Source organism: Desulfonatronospira sp. (assembly GCA_003563255.1).
Lineage (GTDB): Bacteria > Desulfobacterota > Desulfovibrionia > Desulfovibrionales > Desulfonatronovibrionaceae > Desulfonatronospira.
Map to the genome: position 1 here is coordinate 1 of PWSL01000264.1, position 3,719 is coordinate 3,719.

Sequence of the window (3,719 nt, forward strand, 5' to 3'; positions counted from 1 at the left end):
ACCGCCTTTTTAAAAACAGCTTCATCCTGAGACCCGGCGCAGCAGCATGTTGAAGTGCCGCAGATACTTTCCCGAGCCTGGGTGTGACTGCTTTCACCCCGGGAGGTGTATATGTGGCTGCCCAGAGCATCCACTATATCTCTGCCTGAGGTCACCTTGGGGTCAAAGCCTATCACCAGGCTGCTGCATGCGGGATTTTCCCTCAACCACAAGACTCCTTCAAGGTTTTCCAGGTATTGAGTAATGGACTTTTTTAGCTCATCACTTTTTAAAACAGCAATCCTGAGCCTTATACGACCCGGGATATGATGACGGATGGTGATTTCACGCTTTTTGCTGTTAAGACCGATCATGAACCGTGCCTGCCTCCTGCTTCATCATCCTTTTGACCGCTTTGTTCATCTCCCTGGGAGCACTGTCCGCAGGAGCATCCTCTGCCTGAGTAGTCTTTCCTGGAAAAAAAGACCAGAGCAGATACTGCTGCCACCAGAAAAACAACAATCAGCAGATATTCCCAGTTCATAACCGGCCTCCTTTAATGCGCATTCACTGCTCAAGACAATGATTGTGAATACAGATATCATTTATGCGCTTAGCACAAATTTCGGAACAACATGTTGGTCGTAAAAATCGGTTCCTGGTTCCTGGTTCTTCGTTCCTGGTTACCTCTCGTTCCCAGGCTCCAGCTTACCTCTCGTTCCCAGGCTCCAGCTTACCTCTCGTTCCCAGGCTCCAGCCTGGGAACGAGGGGTGTCAGTTACTTATCGGTTCGGTCCCAGCCCCCCGGGTGAAGCGCTGACAAAACAAAAATTCACAAAAACTTTTGACTGTCCTGTGCTTCAGCAAATCAGATTGGACCTTCTTTAACCCAGACAGTTGCAGCCTGTCAAGTAAAATGAAAGCAATTTTCAAGATCATCTTTATTTTTTGTTTGCATGATTCTGAAAATTAAATTCAAAATAATTATTGACAGGCGTGTGGGATTTCATTAAACAGCACTTCGTATCGCTTTGTTGGGGCGACTCTGTTAATTTTTTGCGGCTTTAAAATTTTAGTGCCATTATATTAAAATTCTTGATTGCTATCAAGTGGATTTGACCTTTGGTTTAAGTAGCCTGATGCTTATGTTCAGATGCACTATCCATTTTTTTGATAATAACTTTTACAATCTACATTAATTTTTGCCGGCCTCTTTTTGATGCCCGCAAGGCTTGAGGGACTGGCAACAGATGAGGTTTGACTGTCGGCAGAAGCTCTTTTCCAGGGCCATCACCTCTGCCTGCAGCTATTTATTCACTTTTACTTCAGGAGGTAGAATTATGTTCAGGTGGAGTTTGACAGCTTTAACAACGGTTTTTTTCCTGTCTGTGGCAGCAGCGGCCCATGCCCATTGCATATGGTCTGAGCCGCCCTACAGGGTTGACCCCGGAGACCAGATTATTGTCGACGTCTTCTATGCTGATCCGGACGACCCTCTTGATGAGCGGGATAAAACCAACATGAGCCTTTATGTTCTTTCCCCCGGGGGCGAGACCACAGATGCAGCATTGAACGAACTGGACACCTATTACCAGGCAGCGGTCAGCTTTGAGGATACAGGCATGTACACCCTGATCCTGGAAAGAGACCCCAACAGGTACAGGCTTCAGGAAATCAGGGATTTCGGTAAAAGCATTGTCTGGTCAGGCCAGGACGGAGGCCTTGTTCATGACCCCGTTGGCATACCCCTGGAAATCGTTCCGGTGGAAGCAGTAGAACTGGACAATGGAGAGCTGAAACTGGTTCTGCAGGTCCTTTATGAAGGCAATCCGGTATCCGAAGGGGATGTCGAGGTCTTCAGAGCTTTGTCCAATGACGACTTTCTTTACGAAGAAATTGATGAAGTTGATATCGGCAGTGATGGAAGACTCGAGCTGGTCATCGATCCCGCACACAACCATGTCCTGGAAACAGACTACTACGTACCAGCCGGAGAAGTGGAGGGTACCGGATTTGCAATAAACGAGGTCAGATTTCGTTCCACCATGTTCATAGCCGGACAATAATTTATAATATACTTGGGGCAGGATCCGCTTCCGGCAGACCTGCCCCGCTTAAATCCATTTACTGCAGCAACCTTCTACAATCAATGAGCCTCGTGCTGAAACTCCCGGGCAAGTCTTTCGGCCTTTTCCAGATCCTCAGGGCTAAGGGTTTGTCATAAAATAAGTGTTACTTAATGCCTGCATAATCTGGGGGTTTATCGCTCCCACGCTCTGCGTAGGAGCGTAGCCCGACCGCTCCTGCGGTCATTGTGGACGCGGAGCGTCCAGGGAATGTTCCCACGCAGAGCGTGGGAACAAAGACAAATATAACACTTATATCGTGACAGATCCTAAGGGATTAGTTCCTTACAAATTACAAACAAATATGTTGGTCGTTAAAAATCGGCTCCTGGTTCCTGGTTTTTCGTTCCTGGTTCCTGGTTACCTCTTGTTCCCAGGCTCCAGCTTGGGAACAAGAAAGAAAAAAAGAAAAGAAAAAAAATCCTTGCTTGCATGTTTGTGGGGACAGGCACCCCGGCACTTATTTTTTTATTGAACAAGATACAGATTAGAGGGGTCCTCGGTGGTGATTACTGGCACAAGGCCTGGGGACTGTCCCTCGCTAAGAAACAGATATGCTGGTACACAAAACTTCGCGTCTGTAATTTTTGTAATTGTACGTAAAAGGTGTCGCGGGTACTGTCCCCGGTCACGCCAGAGGCGTGATTCCGGCATCCCCTGAATGGTTACATACCGAGGCCCTTCTGAATGGTTACTATCTGACAGCTCACCCGGAAGGAGCTACATACATCCTGCTTGCCTGCCTGCTGTTGAGAAGGACTCTGGAACCGCTTTCAGTGGTCAATATCAGCAACTGCTCACCCAGAGGAATATCGCCATCAAAGAGAATCAGTGAATTTACTTTGGCTGTTTTGTTCTGTTTTATCCCCAGCTTATCAACAACATTTTTTACCCTTCGCCCACCAAGAACGTCATGCACATGGAACTCATCCCCTTCAGAAGCCAATGCCAGCTGGCACTCTCTGCCCCTGATGCTTCCCCAGATTCTGCATGCCAGTCCCTGAGTAATGCGCATGTCTTTACTGTTTACCTGGATACTGTAGTAAAAAGGAGGAATGCGGTTTACCATGAAAACCTGGCTGCCTGTACTCAGGCCAAGGGCAGACATAATCCGCTTCAAGCAGTAGATGACCGGCAGATCATATACGTGGCCCTTCTCCCCTGGAAACATGTCAACCACAGGGGTTATATGGTCATCTTCATGACAAATCATCAGCCTGGAGGCCATTTCTGCATCCAGCACGCCCATCCCATTTTCACTCCGCACCACAACTGAACTGTCAAGTACATGCTCATGGAACAGCTCAAGGTGACAACCCGGCATTACACCTATAATTTTAAGACGCCTTGCAAGATTTCTGTCTGCAATGCCGCTTAACACAACTTTTGAACCTGTATTGATAGTATCGAGAGTATACATAAACCCTCCAGAAAAGTCGGCTTAATTCAAAGCCGGTTACATTAAAAATAAACACCTGCGAACATACCAAAATCTTTGCACCCAGCAATGCCCGCATAAATATAAAGACATGCCTTGTTCTGCCCATGGCGGACAGGTAACCATTCAGGGGGACCTCGGTGTTGGCTGATGGCACAAGGCCAGGGGACTGTTCC

General features: G+C 47.5%; 4 protein-coding genes. 1 reads left to right on the forward strand and 3 read right to left on the reverse strand.

Annotation, left to right across the window (positions count from 1 at the left end):
* Both QZP87_RS07690 and QZP87_RS07695 read right to left on the reverse strand, forming a co-directional pair.
* The coding region (locus QZP87_RS07690; protein ID WP_291322336.1) for an HMA2 domain-containing protein at positions 1-353 on the reverse strand (353 nt) is incomplete at its 3' end.
* The gene (locus QZP87_RS07695; protein ID WP_291322337.1) at positions 350-523 is read right to left on the reverse strand and encodes a hypothetical protein; all 174 of its coding nucleotides are present in this window, start codon (positions 521-523) and stop codon (positions 350-352) included. The genes QZP87_RS07690 and QZP87_RS07695, both read right to left, overlap by 4 nt.
* 796 nt (positions 524-1,319) lie before the next feature.
* Here QZP87_RS07695 and QZP87_RS07700 point away from each other — a divergent pair.
* The gene (locus QZP87_RS07700; protein ID WP_291322338.1) at positions 1,320-2,045 is read left to right on the forward strand and encodes a DUF4198 domain-containing protein; all 726 of its coding nucleotides are present in this window, start codon (positions 1,320-1,322) and stop codon (positions 2,043-2,045) included.
* 766 nt (positions 2,046-2,811) lie between these two features.
* Here the strand turns inward: QZP87_RS07700 and QZP87_RS07705 are convergent.
* Complete coding sequence (locus QZP87_RS07705; RefSeq protein WP_291322339.1) at positions 2,812-3,525, reverse strand: FeoA family protein; 714 nt, start codon at positions 3,523-3,525, stop codon at positions 2,812-2,814.
* Positions 3,526-3,719 lie beyond the last annotated feature (194 nt).

Excerpts from the sequence above, each read along its gene's own strand:
- QZP87_RS07695 (WP_291322337.1), bottom strand. The coding sequence starts at position 523 with ATGAACTGGGAATATCTGCTGATTGTTGTTTTTCTGGTGGCAGCAGTA.
- QZP87_RS07700 (WP_291322338.1), top strand. The coding sequence starts at position 1,320 with ATGTTCAGGTGGAGTTTGACAGCTTTAACAACGGTTTTTTTCCTGTCT.
- QZP87_RS07705 (WP_291322339.1), bottom strand. The coding sequence starts at position 3,525 with ATGTATACTCTCGATACTATCAATACAGGTTCAAAAGTTGTGTTAAGC.